The sequence below is a fragment of the Blautia sp. HCP3S3_G3 genome, assembly GCF_052063365.1.
GTDB lineage: Bacteria > Bacillota > Clostridia > Lachnospirales > Lachnospiraceae > Blautia_A.
Genome location: NZ_JBQHXR010000002.1, coordinates 1 through 19444 on the forward strand (window position 1 = coordinate 1; position 19444 = coordinate 19444).

The 19444-nt window shown below is 34.8% G+C and carries 31 protein-coding genes; 3 read left to right on the forward strand and 28 right to left on the reverse strand.

Annotated elements, in window-relative coordinates; all coding sequences use genetic code 11:
• Nucleotides 1-91: 91 nt before the first annotated feature.
• The 17 genes from ACTNEW_RS03685 to ACTNEW_RS03765 all read right to left on the reverse strand — a co-directional run bounded on the left by ACTNEW_RS03685 (nucleotide 92) and on the right by ACTNEW_RS03765 (nucleotide 12667).
• Entirely contained in the window at nucleotides 92-325 is a 234-nt protein-coding gene (locus ACTNEW_RS03685; protein ID WP_441058114.1) for a DEAD/DEAH box helicase family protein, read from the reverse strand.
• 30 nt (nucleotides 326-355) lie between these two features.
• Entirely contained in the window at nucleotides 356-544 is a 189-nt protein-coding gene (locus ACTNEW_RS03690) for a DUF5659 domain-containing protein (protein ID WP_441058116.1), read from the reverse strand.
• 26 nt (nucleotides 545-570) lie between these two features.
• Complete coding sequence (locus ACTNEW_RS03695; protein ID WP_441058118.1) at nucleotides 571-903, reverse strand: hypothetical protein; 333 nt, start codon at nucleotides 901-903, stop codon at nucleotides 571-573.
• Between the two features lie 73 nt (nucleotides 904-976).
• Nucleotides 977-1132, reverse strand: a complete 156-nt coding sequence (locus ACTNEW_RS03700; RefSeq protein WP_441058120.1) for a hypothetical protein — start codon at nucleotides 1130-1132, stop codon at nucleotides 977-979.
• 61 nt (nucleotides 1133-1193) lie between these two features.
• Nucleotides 1194-1544: a hypothetical protein gene (locus ACTNEW_RS03705; RefSeq protein ID WP_441058122.1), complete on the reverse strand. Its 351-nt coding sequence runs from the start codon at nucleotides 1542-1544 to the stop codon at nucleotides 1194-1196.
• Nucleotides 1545-1623: 79 nt separating this feature from the next.
• Nucleotides 1624-2649, reverse strand: coding sequence for a hypothetical protein (locus ACTNEW_RS03710; RefSeq protein WP_441058124.1), 1026 nt, complete (start codon nucleotides 2647-2649; stop codon nucleotides 1624-1626).
• A 2-nt stretch (nucleotides 2650-2651) separates the two neighbouring features.
• A complete protein-coding gene (locus ACTNEW_RS03715) occupies nucleotides 2652-3713 on the reverse strand; it encodes a DUF262 domain-containing protein (protein WP_441058126.1) in 1062 nt (353 codons plus the stop codon).
• A gap of 743 nt (nucleotides 3714-4456) precedes the next feature.
• Entirely contained in the window at nucleotides 4457-6232 is a 1776-nt protein-coding gene (locus ACTNEW_RS03720) for an N-6 DNA methylase (RefSeq protein ID WP_441058128.1), read from the reverse strand.
• 135 nt (nucleotides 6233-6367) lie between these two features.
• Entirely contained in the window at nucleotides 6368-6685 is a 318-nt protein-coding gene (locus ACTNEW_RS03725; RefSeq protein ID WP_441058130.1) for a hypothetical protein, read from the reverse strand.
• 650 nt (nucleotides 6686-7335) lie between these two features.
• A complete protein-coding gene (locus ACTNEW_RS03730) occupies nucleotides 7336-7818 on the reverse strand; it encodes a GIY-YIG nuclease family protein (RefSeq protein WP_226871049.1) in 483 nt (160 codons plus the stop codon).
• A gap of 875 nt (nucleotides 7819-8693) precedes the next feature.
• A complete protein-coding gene (locus ACTNEW_RS03735; RefSeq protein ID WP_441058133.1) occupies nucleotides 8694-9959 on the reverse strand; it encodes a M56 family metallopeptidase in 1266 nt (421 codons plus the stop codon).
• Between the two features lie 3 nt (nucleotides 9960-9962).
• Complete coding sequence (locus ACTNEW_RS03740) at nucleotides 9963-10331, reverse strand: hypothetical protein (protein ID WP_441058135.1); 369 nt, start codon at nucleotides 10329-10331, stop codon at nucleotides 9963-9965.
• Nucleotides 10332-10515: 184 nt separating this feature from the next.
• A complete protein-coding gene (locus ACTNEW_RS03745) occupies nucleotides 10516-10896 on the reverse strand; it encodes a hypothetical protein (protein WP_441058136.1) in 381 nt (126 codons plus the stop codon).
• Nucleotides 10897-11179: 283 nt separating this feature from the next.
• Complete coding sequence (locus tag ACTNEW_RS03750) at nucleotides 11180-11389, reverse strand: hypothetical protein (protein WP_441058138.1); 210 nt, start codon at nucleotides 11387-11389, stop codon at nucleotides 11180-11182.
• 7 nt (nucleotides 11390-11396) lie between these two features.
• Complete coding sequence (locus tag ACTNEW_RS03755) at nucleotides 11397-11555, reverse strand: hypothetical protein (protein WP_441058140.1); 159 nt, start codon at nucleotides 11553-11555, stop codon at nucleotides 11397-11399.
• Between the two features lie 242 nt (nucleotides 11556-11797).
• Entirely contained in the window at nucleotides 11798-12022 is a 225-nt protein-coding gene (locus ACTNEW_RS03760) for a hypothetical protein (protein WP_441058142.1), read from the reverse strand.
• A 51-nt stretch (nucleotides 12023-12073) separates the two neighbouring features.
• Nucleotides 12074-12667 carry a recombinase family protein gene (locus ACTNEW_RS03765; protein ID WP_441058144.1) on the reverse strand — a complete coding sequence of 198 codons (594 nt, stop codon included), beginning with the start codon at nucleotides 12665-12667 and terminating at the stop codon, nucleotides 12074-12076.
• Between the two features lie 282 nt (nucleotides 12668-12949).
• Between ACTNEW_RS03765 and ACTNEW_RS03770 the strand changes: the two genes are divergently transcribed.
• Nucleotides 12950-13228 (forward strand): hypothetical protein, encoded by a 279-nt coding sequence (locus ACTNEW_RS03770; protein WP_441058146.1) that lies wholly within the window; start codon nucleotides 12950-12952, stop codon nucleotides 13226-13228.
• Between the two features lie 26 nt (nucleotides 13229-13254).
• On the opposite strand, the gene ACTNEW_RS03775 is transcribed toward ACTNEW_RS03770, so the two are convergent.
• The 11 genes from ACTNEW_RS03775 to ACTNEW_RS03825 all read right to left on the reverse strand — a co-directional run bounded on the left by ACTNEW_RS03775 (nucleotide 13255) and on the right by ACTNEW_RS03825 (nucleotide 17905).
• Nucleotides 13255-13653 (reverse strand): HEPN domain-containing protein, encoded by a 399-nt coding sequence (locus tag ACTNEW_RS03775; protein ID WP_441058148.1) that lies wholly within the window; start codon nucleotides 13651-13653, stop codon nucleotides 13255-13257.
• Complete coding sequence (locus ACTNEW_RS03780) at nucleotides 13646-13978, reverse strand: nucleotidyltransferase domain-containing protein (protein ID WP_441058150.1); 333 nt, start codon at nucleotides 13976-13978, stop codon at nucleotides 13646-13648. The genes ACTNEW_RS03775 and ACTNEW_RS03780 overlap by 8 nt, the downstream gene beginning before the upstream one ends.
• A 51-nt stretch (nucleotides 13979-14029) precedes the next feature.
• Entirely contained in the window at nucleotides 14030-14404 is a 375-nt protein-coding gene (locus ACTNEW_RS03785) for a helix-turn-helix domain-containing protein (RefSeq protein WP_441058152.1), read from the reverse strand.
• A gap of 122 nt (nucleotides 14405-14526) precedes the next feature.
• Nucleotides 14527-15078 (reverse strand): HNH endonuclease, encoded by a 552-nt coding sequence (locus ACTNEW_RS03790; RefSeq protein ID WP_441058154.1) that lies wholly within the window; start codon nucleotides 15076-15078, stop codon nucleotides 14527-14529.
• Between the two features lie 12 nt (nucleotides 15079-15090).
• Nucleotides 15091-15399: a hypothetical protein gene (locus ACTNEW_RS03795; protein WP_441058156.1), complete on the reverse strand. Its 309-nt coding sequence runs from the start codon at nucleotides 15397-15399 to the stop codon at nucleotides 15091-15093.
• Nucleotides 15400-15433: 34 nt separating this feature from the next.
• Entirely contained in the window at nucleotides 15434-15964 is a 531-nt protein-coding gene (locus ACTNEW_RS03800) for a sigma-70 family RNA polymerase sigma factor (protein ID WP_441058158.1), read from the reverse strand.
• Between the two features lie 14 nt (nucleotides 15965-15978).
• Nucleotides 15979-16308: a hypothetical protein gene (locus ACTNEW_RS03805; RefSeq protein ID WP_441058161.1), complete on the reverse strand. Its 330-nt coding sequence runs from the start codon at nucleotides 16306-16308 to the stop codon at nucleotides 15979-15981.
• A 61-nt stretch (nucleotides 16309-16369) separates the two neighbouring features.
• Nucleotides 16370-16744, reverse strand: coding sequence for a hypothetical protein (locus ACTNEW_RS03810; RefSeq protein WP_441058163.1), 375 nt, complete (start codon nucleotides 16742-16744; stop codon nucleotides 16370-16372).
• Between the two features lie 313 nt (nucleotides 16745-17057).
• Nucleotides 17058-17357, reverse strand: coding sequence for a hypothetical protein (locus tag ACTNEW_RS03815; protein ID WP_441058165.1), 300 nt, complete (start codon nucleotides 17355-17357; stop codon nucleotides 17058-17060).
• A 91-nt stretch (nucleotides 17358-17448) separates the two neighbouring features.
• Entirely contained in the window at nucleotides 17449-17577 is a 129-nt protein-coding gene (locus tag ACTNEW_RS03820; RefSeq protein ID WP_441058167.1) for a hypothetical protein, read from the reverse strand.
• Nucleotides 17578-17626: 49 nt separating this feature from the next.
• Nucleotides 17627-17905, reverse strand: a complete 279-nt coding sequence (locus ACTNEW_RS03825; RefSeq protein WP_441058169.1) for a hypothetical protein — start codon at nucleotides 17903-17905, stop codon at nucleotides 17627-17629.
• Nucleotides 17906-18231: 326 nt separating this feature from the next.
• Between ACTNEW_RS03825 and ACTNEW_RS03830 the strand changes: the two genes are divergently transcribed.
• Together ACTNEW_RS03830 and ACTNEW_RS03835 are read left to right on the forward strand one after the other, a co-directional pair.
• Nucleotides 18232-18738, forward strand: a complete 507-nt coding sequence (locus ACTNEW_RS03830; RefSeq protein ID WP_441058171.1) for a J domain-containing protein — start codon at nucleotides 18232-18234, stop codon at nucleotides 18736-18738.
• Nucleotides 18739-18821: 83 nt separating this feature from the next.
• Nucleotides 18822-19100 carry a hypothetical protein gene (locus tag ACTNEW_RS03835; protein WP_441058173.1) on the forward strand — a complete coding sequence of 93 codons (279 nt, stop codon included), beginning with the start codon at nucleotides 18822-18824 and terminating at the stop codon, nucleotides 19098-19100.
• Nucleotides 19101-19444: the final 344 nt, after the last annotated feature.

Sequence of the window (19444 nt, forward strand, 5' to 3'; positions counted from 1 at the left end):
ATAGTGCTTTGCCATAATGAGATCCTCCTTCAGTGCGGTACCTACATTGTACCATGAAATATTAGATTAGGAATTCTCATTTTGACTTGTACTATTTATATTCTAGCACCATTGAAACACCGTATAGTTTAATATTATCTTTAATTTGCGTTTTTAAAGTTTTTCGATTGCATAAGAATAATACACTTCTTCCTTGATTCAGAGCATACCTTGAATATATATTTAGAGCAAACCTTGTCTTACCTCTACCAGTTCCAAATCCTAGTAAAACTTTTCGACCTTCCCATTTTTTATAATCATCTCCAATAATATCTGATACCCACATTTTTCTTTCGTCACTCTTGGTCAATAAGGACTACACCCCTTTCTTTGAGAGATATGTAGTTATACTATTCTGAATAGCCTTACTGTCCTCAAACAGAAAAACCTTAAATTGTGGATTCTTGTCTGAATCAATAACTTTTTTCATTTTGAATCCATGATTACATAAATAATTAGCTAAATCTAAAGACCTAACTGTACAAATTTCTTTATTTTCATTCATAAAAATAACTCATTCCTCCTTTTTCTTTATATATCTTCTATCAATAGTATTTTCTCCAAATCCTCACGGCTCACACCGTCTTTTAATTGGATCCATACTGTTACAAAAGCATTGGATTCTGCATTCATTCTTCCAGTTTCAAAAATATATTCCTTATCTGCATCAGGATTTCTCTCGTATGTCCATCCCATACAGTCAGTTAATGCGCCGGATTCTGCAAGGAACTGAAGATTCTCTGTAAAGGTTGCTGTATCAATGTCGGTTGTAGTGTATGTGTCTTTGTTGTAATATTCAGCCTTAATCGGTTCCAATAAAGGGAGAGCTGCATTAATCTGGGCTGTTGTAGTTCTTCTTTTCATTGCGATTGCTCCTTTATTTTTAATGCGGGCGGCATATCGGCGGAATACACCGCCCATAGTATTATTTCTACAGTTATACTTGTTTATTTTTTTTATCGTTTTCATCAAAAACTAATTTCTTCTCAATTTCAGAAAACATATCATCAACAGGTTTTGTCTCATCATGAAAACATCCATTATCTTTTAGTAACTGAAAAAAATCTGAAATCTCTTTATTTACATTATTCATTTTTATCCTCCTTCTTGAAGCCGCCCACTGTATTATTTCTCCATCCAATTACTTCACTACATCAATTTTTCAGCATCGTCTGCTTGTGATCCGCTTCCAGTTCCTCGATGGACTTAAAGCGTGTAATCATGATATCCGACATATATCCCGTAAATGTGATAGTGTATACAGGTTCATCCTCATTATCGTCAAGCTGGATGCTCTCGATACACTCATCTACATCAACGGACACAGTGCCGATGCCATCATGATTGTAGTTTCCGGCTGTGAAGGACAGCTCGTTATCATCCTCATGGTAGTCAATGCTTGCCTTGTCCATATCAATGGAAATCCCGTAGTGTTCGGGTGCTTCAATCTTTACTAACTGTCCATCAAATACTTTTACTAATTCCTGTACTGTAACTTCTCTCATAACTTGTAATCTCCTTTACTCTTATATGTTCATTAATAGTTACTTCTATATCTCACAGCTATTCAATACTGTTCAATACTTACTTTTCTATGACAATACATCCCAATTCATCAATTGACATACCATTAATCAATGCGTTAATTCCTTTGAATCTTTCCATACAATTTCTCAACTCAGAATGTACAGCATTAGTAATCTCTTCATCATTCTTGTAGAATTCCATTGACAGCAACCAATTAATATCTGTCTGAAAATCATTCAAATAATCCAGATACCTTTTCTGAATCTGCTTTACTTTCTCAATATCATCTGAATTGCAAACAGCATTTTCCAACGCATTGATTTGTATTTCTACGTCTAATTGTTGTTGCTTTGCATCCTCATATTCTGGGCTGTCAAAACCATGTTCATCCCTGGCTTCTCTTACTTTCTGTGCAGATTCTTTCCTTTTATTCTCTTTCAGGTCTTGTAATTCACTCTTAGTATCAGAAGGAATAATATTGTCCTGTTTCTTTTCAGACTCTTTTTTCCGGCTTGCCTTTAACTCATTGTATGCTCTATTTATGCTTATCTCGCCTTTAATAGCTTGTTGAATCAATTCTTCATTTCCAGATTCTAATATCTTTACACCTTTAGAATAGGTATCTGTTGAAGTACCTGCATCTTTTGCACATTTTGCACGTACATCAATCTTATCTTCTTTCTTTATCGCTTTCGCAGAATTCTTCAACTCCGATTTCTTATCCCCACCATTGGCTGATTTATTTTCATCGGCTTTTTTCTTATAGAATGGACGGAATTTTTCTGTAATCTTAATTCTTTGCATTGGATTAAGATTTCTTCGACCTAGCTGTTGTCTCACCATCCAACGTATAGCTTCTTCCTTATTCTCAAAATTAATCTGCTGGACTTCATATGGAATATGATGTTTGTTGCAAATCTCATATCTATTATGACCATCAATAATAACATCACCCCATACCATAATCGGGGCACCTTTAAAGCCATCTGTCAAAAGACTTTTTTCCAATGCCGAATAATCTTCTTCTGATAATTCATCCAACACATCATTTAATTCTGGATCAATTCTATATTTTTCTTCCATAACTAAATCTCCAATTCTCTCAACTGTTTCTCAATGTATTCTAATCTTCCCATTACTTTGGCTTTTTTGGTAGTACCCTGACCACAATACGAAGCATACTCACATTCAGGAGTATAAGAGTTTAAAAAGTTCTGAATCCACTCACCATACTTTTCAAGTGGCATTCCTATTTCATCTACAGTCTGGACGTGATAAGCAAACATAGGAATATTGATTTTTTTCATTAACTTATTTACCTTTTCTGGTTTCGGAAGTGCTTCATTTAACTTGCTGAAAAGCTCCTCACAATACTCAAGATCACTGGACTTATGATTCTCTCTGAACCATTTTGCAAACTTCATTATCGTATCATTGTTAAAATCTTTAAATGGATAATCCATAACTAACATAAGGGTCTGCAATATTGTTGTCTGAATCTCACCATGCTTTCTTTGTGAAGATGTGAAATATGTTTTCTTAGATTTTTCAGAAAATAATTCACTATCTTCTATACGGTCGATAAACAATGCTAATTCATCACCAAGTATTACTCTTGTCTTTTGGTCTTTGGTCAACGCTGTTCCATTATTTAATCTGAAGAATTGTTCCTCAATCTCTTCGTCTGTTGCATCAATCAGCATGATTACGGAAACTTCTGTGTCTTTCAATTTTTCCTGTAAATACTCATCCAGCTCAGAAAAATACTTTCCGGCAATCTCATATTCTTCAATGACACTTTCTTTTCTACGTTGTCCGTTTTCATCTGTGACTATTTTGCTTTTCTTCCTATTAATAGGAGACATGTCTTTAGATAGCTGGAAACCATCATTCGCATATTCGTAGATAGTAGTAAGCCTTTGTTTCCCATCAAGAACTGAAAATGTTTCAAAATCCCCTTCAATCATTGGCATTGCATACATCTGTGGAACTGCAAATGAAGCCAAAATACTATCCACCAATAGGCTTTTCTGTTCCGTGTCCCATTGCTCAGGCTTTCTCTGCATCGGATGGTTAAATACGATATCACCATTTCCGATACTCTTGTTGATAGTTCTGATTGTGTATCTTTTTTCAATTGTCTGCATACTGTTCTCCTTTTCTTTTCTTATACTTGTTCATTACAATATATTTGACCTGTTTCTGTGATAAAGTATGTGGATGCTAATCCATCAACTAAACCACATTTAACATAACCTAACTGTACCATGTTGCATAAATGGCGGTACGTTGTGCTATAGGACTTTCGTTTCTTCTCATCTATAAGTGATAAAATTTGACTTACACTCAATGCCTTCGATGAAGAATCCACATTGTTACCATTTAGCACCATTAAGATTTCTAAACTAAATTTTGTCATATTAATTCATTCCACCTCTTTTCTCGTCATTCAATTGTAAAAATATATAGGCTTTTCAGCCCATTCATAAGCGATATTCAGTTTTTGGGTAACTTTAATACAAGTCTTATTGTCTCTGATAAAATAAGATTCTCCTTTACTCAGTCTGAAATTGTTAGATGGTTTACGGGTTACTGTAAAATTGTTTCTATAAAAATGTAATCTTGGAAATTGTACGGGATATCCGTAAAAGATAATCGAACAAAAGTTCTGATTGCTTATATAGATTTAAGCTGATATAATATGAATTGGTTAGATACATATGTGCAGCTTTGCCTGTACAATTTACTTGTTGGCATCTGGTAAATGCCATATACAAGTTACATATTCTGGGGTCTCGTTGTCTGGTAAACACGAGGCTCCTTTGTTATTTCCGATAATATCACTATACTGCCAATTTGTCAATAGGTTTTTAATAACCTTTTTAGGTTTTTAATAACCTGTAACTATATCATAGATTTTTCTTTGTCTTTTCATTGCATTATTATAATTATCTAATAACATTTTTATTCTACCCAAATTATCCTTGCTCATCAGTGCGATTTTATTTTGTATCTCCATACTTGGCAACGAGATATACATTTTTTTCAGATTATTTGGATTAATCGACTTCACTGTAGTTCCAGTTGCAATACTATTTATCATACTTTCTCCTAATCTGCTATCTAAGAAAGCTTTTAAATAGTATGGATTTATTTTTGAATCATCAACTCGAATTACAATCAAATTCCCTGTTAAAATGGTCTTATAATTTTGTTGTTTATATATTGCAGTTTTTATTGTTGTATTCTTTGCAGTAATGATAATGTCTCTATTTTCAACTAAATACTTGCCATATTTTCTTTCATCTTCTATTATTACTGGCTGTAACTTTGATTTTACAAATCCTTCCGCTAGAACATCAGACACATTAATCATTCTATATTCAGTATCATCTTCGTATATAGTTGCAATGGAGTCAAACTCAGTAGCTTTAATTTGGTATCCTCTAAAAATGCTTTTTGCTACTTCTCCTAATGGAGTAGGATTTATCATTGGATCAGTTTCAATATATTTATTAATTCCTAAATTATAGTCATTACTAACAATCTGTTCATAAGACACCTCAAAAGACACATTACTCTCTATAGGTTCTAAATAAAGTTTCATGATATAATTAATATTGTCATCTGAAAAAGAAGTAATTCTTCGTTGTTTTTCACAGATTTCCTTTGCGTCTATCATTTTAATCTTTTTATTTTTACACTTTTCCAAAATAATAAGTGATGCAGCTACCCCCATAAACGGAATGATAGACGGAGGCAACGATATTATCGCTTTAATATAATTGTTTTCGACTAAATATTTTCTTATATCATTATTTACTTCATTGTATAAAGCCCCATTACTTACCACAGCCACAACAATTCCATTTTCGTTGACACTTTGCAATGCGTTGATTGTCCACAACAAATCAAATGAATACTTTTTTTTATTTATTCTATATGAGAAACCCAAATCTTTCAAAAAAAGTTCCATTACATATGATAAATCATACTTTTTTCCACATGGCAAAGAATTATATATCATATCATATTTTTTATCTGTTGGCTGATAAAGTGTTGATATAAAAGTAACATCACATTTTGTCCTGGCAAAAAAGCCTCTAATTTTTGCAACCTGGGATGCTAATTCATCAAAAGAATATCCATCAATCAAATTTATATCTTCTTTATCGGTCATTTTTACAATGAAATCCCCATATCCACAATCACAATTAAATACACTTTTGCCACCATGTGACTTCATTATTTCAAATACAAGATTATTTATCCATGGTACTGATGATAGCAAACAGTCCTCTTGTATACTTTTAACTGTACTCATGAAGTCCATATGCAAAACTATATCTAACAAATTAAAATTCATCAAAATATTAATAACTGTTGTTAACAATTTAGAAGAAATCTGTTTTGAAATAAGGTTTAGCGCATCCCTTTTTAAACTGCTTGCACCTTCCCACTTAACACTTGATAGAATAACATCATTATCAAAATGCCTTCTTTCTTCCATTGAATATCGATCTTGAGATAATTCAAGCAACCTATCTTTTCCAATAATAAGTCCGATTGTAGCGATGCCAAACATAGCTTTATTAGCATCTATATCTATTATCCTTTCTGCCCATAATCTTTCTTGTATTTCTATTTGAATACTTTTTATATCCATAAATATTCTCCTTTTGGTTTTCAATAACCTTAGTATAACTATACAACTACCAATTAATAATGTCAAGGTTTTTAATAACCTATATTCATTTTAAAAGGCTACCAACGGACACGAACCGCCAGTAGCCTTTTCATTTTACATATTAAATAAATCTGCATGTGTTCCTGTATCAACCAAGTCAGAAAGTTCAGGAATCATGTCAGCAAGTAGTTTATAATTTTGAAGAGTTTGCATAGACATTCCTAGTTTTTCAGCCAAGTCTGTTTGCTTTAGACTCAAATTATTAGAGTCCAAAATTTTCTGCTTTCCACTAGATCCGTCTCTAATTCCATAAATCCTCTCAAGTTCCTTAATACATCTTCCAAGTTTTATTGGGTTAGGATTTCCAATGCCTCTTTGACGAAGGTTAGACTCTATGAGGTCTTTAATTTCATTCTTTGTTTGGCTTTCCATGCTTCAACTTCGTGTATTGCCTCACCTTCTCTTAATTGTTGGTAAGCGCTTAATTTTCAGCCGTTGATAAAAAAACACCCGGCTACTTTTCAGTAGTCGGGGCACGTTTGTTACTCATAATGAAACCTCCAAATGTAGTAATTTTCTATCTCCTATCCATGGAGCGGAGTAAAAATCTATTTACTATCATCATTATGAGCTAGAAATAGGCAAATGTCTATCTACCCAAGAATTAAGCGCTTACCCTATACTTAAATTTCTGCAAAAGAAAAAGACAATCAATTTCTTATTTGAAATAAACTGTCTTTCCTATGTCTTATTCAATTTTTCTTAGTGATAATGGCATAATTTATATCACACCATATAAAATGCGGTTTTGCCTTGTAAATACAGCGTTTTCCGCTTAGTAGTGTCTATTGTCTCTTGTTTTTTGTGCCCCCTTGTTAGATAACGGGGGCTTGATGTTTGCTCGCAAGCTCACTCAACTGCCGAAGTGAGCCAGCCACTTAAAAACAGCGGAAAAATCTAAGAGATTTTCCCACCGCCGTGTCTGGATCACTCTGCCTGATAGGCTGATTCATTCAATAAATTTATCATAAAATTTATACCCAATACCCCCTACTGTAAAGATGTAGGTAGGTTTGCATGGATTAGTTTCTATTTCCTCTTGTTTTGTTATATCCCTTTGAAAAAGCATTATACCTTGCTATTGTGTGTCTTTCTAATTCGTTCAATGTATCAAAACCACTATTTTCTAATGCTATCATTTTTATTGTAAAACTATCGCCATATTTATAATCAGCATAGACATCGCCATTGCCTTTACCAGTAAAATGAGCATTTACCCTGTTCAACACTTGCTTACCTTGCCCTACGTAATACATATTTTTTGATTGATTAAATAGTATGTATACACCAGCAAAATTTTTTGTTAAAGCATAAGATGGACGACCACGACCCCCAAAAGAAGTTGCTCTCATTTTCATGAATTCTTCAGGTGTCATTTCTAATACATTATTTGCCAAATCATCTATTTGTTGATTTATTTTTTCTTTTTTATATATAGTATATCCTATAATTGCAATAATTAAGATAACATAGAAAAAAATCAAACCACCAAATAATTCTTCCATGAATATCACCTCTAAATTATTTATTTTTAGTTTTATATTATAACATATATACACTATTTCTTGAAGATAGTATAAAACAAAAATCAGATATTTTTACGAAATATATTGTAACCGCCAAATAATAATGCGGTCAGATATAAAATTACCCCAGCTCTTTGCGAGTTGAAGTAATTCATATTGTTCATATGATTTTGAGCCGATACTTAATTCAAGATCATCTATATTCACAGAAATCCCCTACTTTCTAACTATTATATTGCAAGTATAACATAATAACAGAGATTCTGTATATAGTGTTTTTGTAATATTTAGATACTATATATGGTAGTATTGTTATTGTGTTGGGATGATTATAGCAGGATATGTTGGTTTGCATAATATTTTATTCTTCTGCACATCAAATTAATATAATTACCGAACCAAAATCCAGTCATATTTCCGACTATTTTAGTAGGAATTAGATGACACCCATCTTCTCCCGACCTTTCCAAAAGCCTTGATTTATAAGCGTTTCCGCATGTTCTATAAATCTTCCACATTAAATAGTTAGTTACATTTAACTTCGTATTTATCTTCGATTTTACTTTGATTATCAAAGTATTTTAAATAAAAATATATAGTTTAATTTTATACTATTATTCATTTAATATTCCAGAAATCCCTCTGGTTTCCTAGCTTTTCACGAACATCACTAATATTAGTGTATTTTTAAACTATATAGATACTCATTAAGAATACCGTATTATATCCGCAAACCCTTTATTTTCCTATATTTAACAGCATCTATCATACTGGATAATCGAAGTACAGTTTTTCACTTAAAAAAGAGCCAGTGTTCTCACACCAGCTCCATAAAATCTTTAATCATTGTTTTGTTAATGAGGGCAAACCGGATACGTTTCAGTTTTATACAAATCTCCAATTATCAAATAACCACACTTAGTGCATTTCTGTGCTTTGAATACAGTTACTGTACATCCACCAGAACTATTTGATTTATGAACATTGTAATATCCACTTGTCATTGTATGATTGCATAAAACATAACTTGATGAATCATCAGTGATAGCTACTTGTGTCCCATCCTCATATACAAATATAGTGTCAGAAAGACTAAAGTCACAATCTATTGTACTGTCCCCATCAGAAAAAGATCCAAACTCGCCATAATCAGTAACATCAACATTGCCGTCATCCACCCAATCAAACGGCTCATATGCCATGATCGTACTTGCACTAGCAAACACTGTAATCACAGATGCAGCAATAGCAATCCCTCTTCTCAACAATCCCATTTTATTTTTCTTCATCATGTAAGTGATCCTCCTTTTTATCAATTGCTCCGCACCTGACAAGTTATTTCTCCAAACCATAGATAATGGTTCATCTTCTGTAGATAACTCAATCAATAGCTTTGCATATTTCTTTTTCTCTTCATAGGTATATCCGTCTAAAGCCTTAGCATCACAGATATACTCAGCTGTCATCCCATAGAGGAACAGAAGCAATATTGCAATTGGATTAATCCAATGTATGCAAATAATGACAATGCAGATCAGTTTCATCAAACTGTCAAAATTTCTCTTATGTTGTTCCTCGTGTTTGTAAAACATATCAAAACACGGATGATTAAGACTTTCCTGCGGCACAATTATTGATCTTTTGATGAATCCAACTGTATATGGCGTATGGATGTTCTTATTCAACCATACTTCCACAGTCTCACCATTTACATCAAGGAATCTCTGTTCTGATTGTGCCATCAATTTGCGGATATCTATTCTATATTTTATAATCTGGTATACGGAAAAAATTATGATGCATAATAACCAGACCAGCAATAAAATAGATACCCATTTTGGAACCCAGATAGAATCTCCCGGAGACAGAAGACTTTTCACTGCCACCACTTTGTTAAAGTTCTGCTCCACATTGATATCTATCGGTACACTCAACACCGACACTATTCGTTGCGGCAATAAATATTTTACCATCTGGAAAGGAACTAAATAAAAGAACATTCCAATTAATAAAAGGTTCTTCCCAAGGTAATAATTATAAGACTGCCTTTGTATCAACCATAACACCAAGCACACAACAACTGGAATAGAACCAGCAACCGTCATACAAATACAAAGCATCGTTTACATATCCTCAAGGTATGATAATAATCTTTCTTTTTTCTCCGGAGTTAGATTTCGCTTTTCTGCCAATGCGTTGACTAACTCTGGGATTGGTGCATTAACCAAAACATCCGCGATATTACTTTCTGCTTCATCTTCTACTTCTTCTGCCTTTTCAATCTCTTCCAGTTTTTTACTCAGATGAAGTGTGCTAATAAAGAATGCTGTAAATCCAGACGGAAGTAAAACAGACATACCTATTGCACCAAATAGATATCTGCCTGCTTCCGCACTATTTTCAGGAATACCGCAAATCAGCGAAACAAATAAAATGACGGCTATAAAAATAGTGAAGAAAATCATAAAAATAATAAATATTATCCGCTTCATATCTCACCTCAATTCCGCCACATTCTTTCTAATATTTTATCATCTGTATTTAAAGTTGTAAATACAATAATTTCCATTTTTCTATTTATGTCTTTCTTATAGCAGAAAAGGTCACACATTAATGTGCAACCTCTCTAATATAAGACAATTGTTTACAATCTTAATCATGCTAATATCCCTGTTTCTACCCTTGCTCATTCAATTTCTCACATGCTGCAATGGCTTCTTCTTTGGTGGCAAATATCATATCTTCTGCAAGACTACGTACGTTCATGTATCCTTTTACACGATAACGCAAGAACATTCCACTTTTTGTAATAGAATATCTCATACTTGTAATCGTATGCGGATCAGGGTCAACAGCATATGCATCTACCCTCTGATAGTCTAATGTGATATCCTTGTCTCCATTACACATAGGGCAGACAACATTATACCCTCTATGTACAATTCTTCCGGCACCGAGACACATGTCACAGGTTTTTTTATTCCAGATAGTTTTCTTTTCCATGTTAATCACATGTACTTCTTGTCCAATCTCAAATTTATTATCTACTGTAAACATAACTTAAACCTCCACTCTTCAAAAATTAATATTCATTACAGATATTTTTTCCTACGTACCTTAACCTATCGCATTAACTCTATTAGGCACATACTCTATACAAAAATCTCGATTATCAGCTACAATTATTTTTCTCCGTTCAACATATAAACTTTATATATTGAATTGCCATGTTTATCTGTCCAGAAGTTGACATACGAGATATCAGAGTAATATCTTTTCTCGACTGTTTCTGTATCTCCGCTCGGAACCAAAACGGTAAATGTACTTTTCTCCATATATTTTATAATTTCCTCACTTTTCTTAACACACTCACCACTGCATCGAATGTTCTATCATCCCAGTCACACAGCCAGATCAGCACAGTGTTTTCCTGCTCTGTCAATTCTATATTATAAAAGAATTCCTTATTGAGAATCTCCACTCTCTGCCGCTCAGACTGGTAAAGTAAATCATTGACATTCTGGTTATCTTTCTTGACCTGCACAATCATTATTGCATCACTCCGCTTTTCTGAACTCATAGCCCACAACTGATATCGTCCTGGACTGATTTGGTTTCATTTTTATCTTTTTATTCCGCTCCAATATTTTTAGATGATATTTAATGCTCGCTATCGATTTCAAATGTACTGCTTCTGCAATCTCTCTGATGCTCATTACACCGGAAGAACACTGTGAACGTTATGAAGCAGAACACCCAGGATCTGTGAACACCGCTGCCTGATGGAGATTTGAATCAAATTTTAAAAATCCCATAGCAATGGGTTTATTAAGATTACCCTTTTTTACATCAACTGCTTGAAATAAATTTTATTAACATTTTTTATCTTACCTATTGACATTTCTTAGCTGGACTTTCCACACCACGATCTCCATCATAGTCATAATCATCATAGTAATCATAATTCATTTTTATTTCCTTCCCTTCCTATATTTGAAATAATCTCTCTCAGGTTCTGCAGGTCACTGCGCACGAAATATGCTCTTCCATCAATATCAAGCGGCGTACCGTTCTCGCAAGCAAGTAACATTCTCTGCTGCATAATCTTTGCTCCATGCTGTACCCCTTTTTTATATTTTGCTTCCAATAACTGTTGCAACTGTGATTCTTCCATGTAGATCATGTCGTTGTCCTCCCTGGCTTATGGTGTTCTTTCCTATATAAATATGTCCTGCTATTTTCCCTCTACAATTTTCAAATATTTGTATATGGAATTTCTACTAAGATTCGTCAATCGTGCAAACTCTGATAGATTGATTCCTCCATTAGCAAACTTTGGATAATATCTAAAAAATGCAGCAGGTATATCATCAGCGGTAGTTTTATTCCTGCCTATATGTTTTCCTTTTGCTCTTGCGTTTTCCATGCCGGACTTTATTCTCTGAATTGTAATCTCTCTTTCCATCTGTGCAAAAACTGACATCATACGGAGCATTCCCATTGTCATAGGGTCAACTTCATCACCTGTACAATCTACAATGAATCCACCCACTACAAGTTTTAACTTCATCTTCTCCACTTGCTCCAATATCTCACACAACTGTTTCGTTGAGCGTGACAATCGGCTTACTTCTGTACAAGCTATAGTATCTCCTGATTTTACAGTTGCGAGAAGCTGTTGCAGTTTCTCTCTATCCTCATGTGATCCGCTTTCATATTCCCAGAAGATATTATGCTCTTTGATTCCCATAGCAAGTAGTTCTCTCTTCTGCCGACCTATGTCCTGTTTATCTTCATTCGTACTGGCACGAGCATAACCATATTCCATATCATTCACCTTCTTTCATTTTTCTATCTATATATATAAGAATACAAAACTTTGAAATATTACACGAAAAATGAAAATTTGTTGAAAAAAGGGTGCAATTTTTTTCTTGAACAAAAACAGCCTATTTTTCATTCATTAAAGGTAAAAATATTTCCTTTTTTGACTGTTCATGCTTTCAAGTGCTTTCTTGCACAAGATTTCCAAAACGCTTACAAGCCATTGTATTATCAGATTTCTTCCTATATAATAAGGGCATACCTACAAAAAGGAGTTGAACACCATATGAATATTGAGATCAAGCCCAGAAACAGGGCAAAAGAATTTATAGAGAACCTACAGAGCAAATCTGAAGATATTATGTTTGATGTTATAACCAAAGTGCCAGAACGATGCATACCATCACCGCTCATGCAGTGGATCACAAACTATATTGATAAACGAACTCAGGAACTACAACAAGAGATAATCCGTCAGCAATGGCAGAAGGTGTATCTTGAGAAAGCAATATCAGAAATCCATGATAGGCAGCCGGACATAAATAAAGCACCACATGAAGATTAGTTTCTTCCACGGGTGCTTATCATTTCCTATTCAATATTGGCTGCTAAGTATTCCTTTATACTTTGCAATACAATTTCCGCTGTCTCTATCTGTTCCATACCTTTTTCTTTAGAAGCAATATAGAAATCATCATAATCACTTTTTTCTCTAAGCTGCTTTAATGTTCCTAATCTTCTTCCTAATTCTCTAGGGAATATCTCTGTAGCAACATATTCCTTATTGAAATATGCAATAACATCCTTATGACGTTTAAAATCAATCGTTCCAAGAGCAAGCACAGCTTTGATTGCATAGAATGCAGAATAGTAAGAACGATTAATTGAGTCTTTATAAAATCCATTCTCAAGACAATTCCTTGAAGCCTTTAAGCTTTCCTCTGATTGTTGAAGCCTGTAAATACTCAATTCTTTCTGTCTATTATCCATTAAGAACTATACCCTCCTTTTCCACATTATCATAGAAAGGTAATGCCCCAAGCCAATGTACAAAATGTTCTTCATTCTTTACAATCACGCTTATATCTATTCCATATTCCATCTGGAAGTCAAAAGCCAGATTAAAAATGCTTGTTTCAATCTTTTCGATTTCATCATCAGTCAGAGTTGTCAATACCATAATATCAATATCAGAATTTGCCCTGTAATCTCCACGTGCATATGAACCATACAAGATAACTTTAGACAGCTTATCCCCAAGGATTCTTTTTACTTGCCGCGAAAAATCCAGAATAATATCATGTGTTGTGTTCATTCGTTCCAACTCCTTCCTGATATAGTTATATATGATATATGTGTATTATGTTTATTTTTCTTCCATTGGGACTCTGGATGGAAGATCTTCTTTTGGTAATGGCTTGTTTTCTTCTCCAAGAATCTCACATAACCTATCTGCATTATCCCATGTATTAGGGATTACTTCCATAATATCGCTGGGCTGACAATTTAACCATGTACAAAGAGATTCTATAGATTTTGTGTCAACTGCCGTTATTCTTATCTTTTTCGCTTGTTTTCCATTTGGCAAGATATTATTAGGATCACGACCTTCGTCTATTATTCCCGTACCCTTTCTTAATTTTCCTAATGTATCTTGTGATACGATCTTTTCATTTCTTATATGAGTAGTATTCTTTCCTTGCGCTTTCATCAATTCAAATAATTTTCCATAATATATCATAGGTTATTCCCCTTTTCATCTTAATTTACACTAATATTATACCATCCCTTCGCATATTAAACAATCCGAACTTTTAAAGCCAATAAGGACAGAACAACAAACTGTTATTCCGTCCCCATATACTACAATATCTCCATTAACATATTACGTGCCATTTTCCAAGTGCTATTGTCTCCATACTGCTTTTCCATTTGAAACATGAATATTTCTGTGATACGGTCAACAAACTGTTCTGGGTAAATATTAGCTTTAAACTGATTACAAACAAAACAGGATGCTTGTGTGTTATCCAAATTATTAGAACCACCTTCCGAAATAGGAATAATATGATCCACGGTAAAATTATCAAAAGGAATTTTCCTTCCGCATAACTGACAGCATCCATCTGCTTTTTCATAGATTGCTTTCCGTTCTGCACCGGAATAATGTTTCCGTTTGACCGCTGATTTCTTTTTAATCTTTTTGGTTTCCGATTGCATGACTGTCTCAATAGGTGTAACATCTGTATCAATATAATAGTATCCGGAACATTTGCCAGGAGTCTTATTTATTTGATGTTCTGCTTTTTCCACGGTATAAAAATTCTGTGCCTGTGAAATATCTGATACCTTAATCACTGCACCAGTCTTATTATGCGCTATGTAGAATTGTCCATTTGTCAGTAATATAGCCATATCATCACCGCCTTATCTTTCATCGGGGAAACAGATGGTCGTCACATTATCCCCAGCAATCTCTGACTTTCTGTTGGTAATAATATCAATTTTCCCCTTGGTTGTCTGGTATACTCCAAGCAGATATAAGTCCTCTGGATAGCTGAGAGCATCTTCATTTATTTTCTGGTCTTCCTCACACAGGATTCCCCAGTTCTTGTTACTGTAGCCATCCAGAGCATAGAACACTTCCAGTTTAAACAGATCACTTTCCGCCATAGCTTCTTTGATTCCATTCGTTACAACAACGGTTCCCATGTTAAAATATTTTGATGTCATCATGATTATTTCCATCCTTTCTTTTAGTTAGTTGAAACTAACAATGTTTTTCCGATAATGCGGTTTTTATTCTCTGGAGTTCCTTGTAGTATGTCGATTGGTTCATATCCAGAACGAGAAAAATTTCCTTGTTCTCATATCCATCCATCTTCATTCCGGTTATTTTCCGTTGAAGCTCTGTCATGCTTTCCAATATCTCTGTCAATGTTTCCGCTTCCATCAACTTTTGCTCGGGTGATTTTTCACTGGTCTTGTTCTGGATATTTTCCGATTCAAGACTGAGATTTTTTTCCGATGGCTTCCGCTTCTTTGCATTCTGCATCCGCAGATGATTAGAAATTTCTGCTCTCATATACTGGTATGCCACAGAAGAAAAATTGTAGTTCCCTTTATACTTTTCTTTCCTATGATACACCTGTACTGCCTTGAGATAACCAAACACCGCTATATTGTAAAAATCCTCAATGCTATATCCGTATGTATGAAGGAATCCATAAACCAAATTATGGTTTTCCTCTGCAAATTTCCGTTCCTGTTCCGCCAAAGGTTTTAATGTGTTTCTTTCCATTATTGTACTCTCCTTTACTTCCATTGATCCGCACCGCCATGCGTACGGTAATATTCGTTATAGACAACCATCTTCTTCGTAACCATTACCCATGCCCCGGCGATGATTCCAAAAACTGCCAGACCTTCCTGTGCAAGTACCATCAGCACCAGAGACAACACCACCATCAGTAATCCAAGTAATCTCTGATTACGGAAATAGGTTCTTCTTGCCTTCTGTTCCGCTCTGATTGCCTTTAATTGCTTTTGTCTGCACAGGTAATCGTGGTGACGTTCACGCTCATAACGATTAATGGCAGCTTCGTAGGTATACAAAGTTTCTTCTCTTACAACATTCTCTGGCATTGTCTTTCCCTTCCTTTCTTTTCTCAGGGGAGTTGTTACGCTCCCCATGTGTGATTGCTGATTACAGATTGAAAACAGATTTTCCAAGTGCATCCCAGATAATCTTTTTCACTTCCTTAGTTGCCTGTTCTGACAAATTGATTCCAATTTCATCATAGAACTCTGCAACTTTATCATTGCTTTCATCCCAAACAATTACCTCTAATTCAAATCTTGGGCTGTCCATTTCTCCGTAAATATATGTAATGTTGACTGTAAACGTGAGATTTTCTACTTCTGGATGCTTCTCTTCAAAATCTGCCTGTAAAGTGTCCAGAAGTTCATCCAGTTCATTTCCAATCACTTTAATCGGAATAAATGTTGTAATCCTTCCGTTGTTGGATGTCACCCTGTCAATATCAATAACTCCAAGTTCCTTAATGTTCTGTTTTCTCATAATTGTTTACCTCTACTTTCTTAATAAGATTGATTTGTATTACTGGCTCTATTGCCGATAGCAAGCGGATAACTGGATATCCCAGGGCTTTACCCTCACTTGCTCAATGTTTTATTTTTCTTGCTGTTTCTTGTCCTTCCTAACAAGTTTGGAATCGTCAAACCATTTCGTACCCTTGCCAGTGTAATTGACTTTAGGTTGTAATATCTGTGATCTGCCGATGGTATCATTAGTTACTACAAATGTATTTGTTGTTTTGTGCATCATATGTTTTGTCCTTTCTGCCCGTATAGCCGATAGCACAGCAACTTGTTTATCCGATTTGAAATATTACATTGTTGTAGCAACATGAATTCCTAATGCGATTGTAGAATCTCTCAGCTTCTTCTTTGTTTGTGAAGCAGTTGGAATAACTTGCTCCATAGCTGTTAAAATGTACTCTGAATAACATTGCTGTTTCCTCATTTCTGAAAATTGCTTCAAGTTCATCAAACTGTTCTTCTGTCATTTCATTGTCAGACTGAAAGATTTCATTCAGAGCTGCTAAAAGGTTTTTATGATTGTCTGTGGCATAATCTTTGATAATACCGTACCATTCGTTTGTTGATCTCATTGTTCTTATCCTCCTTGTTTTTGGCTATCCCCGGAGCAGATGCCCCGGAACGCTCACAGCTTAAAGCCCTGTTTATAGTGGCTGTGACCACTTAAAAGAAATCACTCCAACTTACACCGTTGTATGCCATAAGGTCATCCATGTCATATGGTATTTCTTCCGGTTCATCCGGTGTATTTCTGCTTAATTCCTTCTGTTCTTCCCATTCTTTTTTTGTCATGGCTTTTGTCCTCTCTTTCTTATTTATTAGGAAGGGGATACTCCCCAACCTATTTCACACATAATCTTCTGTACTGGCTGATTCTCTGATAATCTGCAAGGCTGCCGAGATCAGCTTCAAGTCTTTTGCTGTCAAGTGTTCTTCTCTCACAGGTGCTAACCTTTACGGTGAAGTCCTTACCAGTTTCGGAAAGCTTCTTTTTACTATCGAGATAAGAAATAATATCTTTTTCTACATCTTTAAGCTGTGCCTCTAATTCTTCTTTCATTGCCTTTAAGCTTCTGTAATCTGCTACAGCCTTTTCTAATTCATTCATTGTGTTACACATAATATTTATCCTCCTGATTTTGAATTCTTTCTTATAGGAGCAACCCTTCAAGCATCTTCCTGACTATTGACACGCCCGATTGCTAATCTCACAGGTATATGACTTGAAGTTTGCTGAGTGCTTTCGGCTTACTCGGTTGCTGTGTTGTTTGTTGATGGTTATATCTTACACGAATATGCGTGTTTTGTCTATTGACATTTTCACTAATATTCGTGGTTATTTTTGCACTGTTATTCGTGCATTTTACCAATTGACTTATGCACGTATATTAGTGTATAATCAATTTAACAAATCAATCAAAGACAAATATTTAGGAGGTAACAACCATGACATACTTTAAAAACATTGAAACATTAGAGCAGTTAAGAAAGCAATACAGAGACCTGTTAAAGAAGTACCATCCGGACAACGGCGGTTCAGAAGAAGTTACCAAAGCAATCAATACTGAGTATGAACAGCTTTTCAAAGTCTTAAAGAACAGACACGAAAGCAAAACAGCCGGAACAGAAAGCAAATCATCTTCATATGAAAGCAACAAATACAGTTTTGAAGAAGATGAAAAACTGAGAGAGATTCTCCAGAAGATAATCCACTTTGAAGGTGTGACAATCGAAATCTGCGGTTCCTGGATCTGGTTATCAGGTAACACATACCAGTATCGTAAAGAGTTTAAAGAGATCGGTTTTAAATGGGCGTCAACCAAGAAGCAATGGTATTGGCATTCAGAAGACTATATTAAAAAGAGTCGTAAAACCTTGTCAATGGACGACATCAGAAAGAAATATGGTAGCACAGAAGTAAAGACAGACAGCAGGCTGAGACTGGAAGCATAACAGCAGGAACAGAACAAGACAACAAAGGTGTAATCACACAAGGGTTACACCTTTGCAATATATAAGAAGGGAGAACAAAGAACATGAAAAGAGCATTGTACATCATCACATTATTAGCAGTCGGAACAACAGCATATTTTGTCGGAGCAACAGGAACCGGAAACACCGTTGAAGCAGCAAGCCGGACAGAATCACAGATTGAAACTATTTCAGATAGATATATAGATATGGACTCAGATGAATTCATTGAGAATTATATTGACCTGCGGACAGTTACCGGATACAGCGGAACAGAAACAGGATTGATGCTTTATACTGATGATGGTTGTGGTTACTATCTGGAAGCAGAACAGGTGAAATGATCCTGTTCTCTGTCTCTGGTGTTTTATACTTAACTATTTTTATCTAAATTGAATATTTCATAACCGTAAAAAAATGAGCCTAACAGATTGATTTTATACAGTCTGTCAGGCTCTTCCTTTTTGGTGTATTTAGTGGAGTTAAATTGCGTTTTGGTGGTCAAATTTCAATTTTGTATGGTGTGGTGTATTCTTGTTAGGGTAAGAAGCAAAGTCTTGAAAATGGTCTGTATAACGCTGATTTTCTCTAGACTATTTGCTACTGTTTTGTGCGGTGATCTCCCTGGGGGTGGGTAGGTGGTAGTCCGGTACATTTACATTTTCTAAAATCGGAGTCTTTCTCCCAG